The sequence below is a fragment of the Microvirga pakistanensis genome, from assembly GCF_004458765.1.
GTDB lineage: Bacteria > Pseudomonadota > Alphaproteobacteria > Rhizobiales > Beijerinckiaceae > Microvirga > Microvirga pakistanensis.
Genome location: NZ_SPJX01000699.1, coordinates 1 through 223, shown reverse-complemented (window position 1 = coordinate 223; position 223 = coordinate 1). Strand labels below are relative to the sequence as shown.

Annotated in this window: 1 protein-coding gene; it reads left to right on the top strand. The window is 66.4% G+C overall.

The window, feature by feature from the left end:
* On the top strand, positions 1-223 hold a 223-nt coding region (locus tag E4K09_RS26790), incomplete at both ends, for a cobaltochelatase CobT-related protein (protein WP_425293796.1).

Sequence of the window (223 nt, the reverse complement as noted above, 5' to 3'; positions counted from 1 at the left end):
GGTGCGCCTGCCGCGCATCATCATGGATCCCTTCCAGCCCCTGAGCTTCAAGCAGGAGCAGGACACCAATTTCCGCGATACGGTCGTGACGCTGCTGCTCGACAATTCCGGTTCCATGCGCGGACGCCCGATCACGGTGGCGGCCACCTGCGCCGACATTCTGGCGCGCACGCTCGAGCGCTGCGGCGTGAAGGTCGAGATCCTCGGCTTCACCACCCGCGCG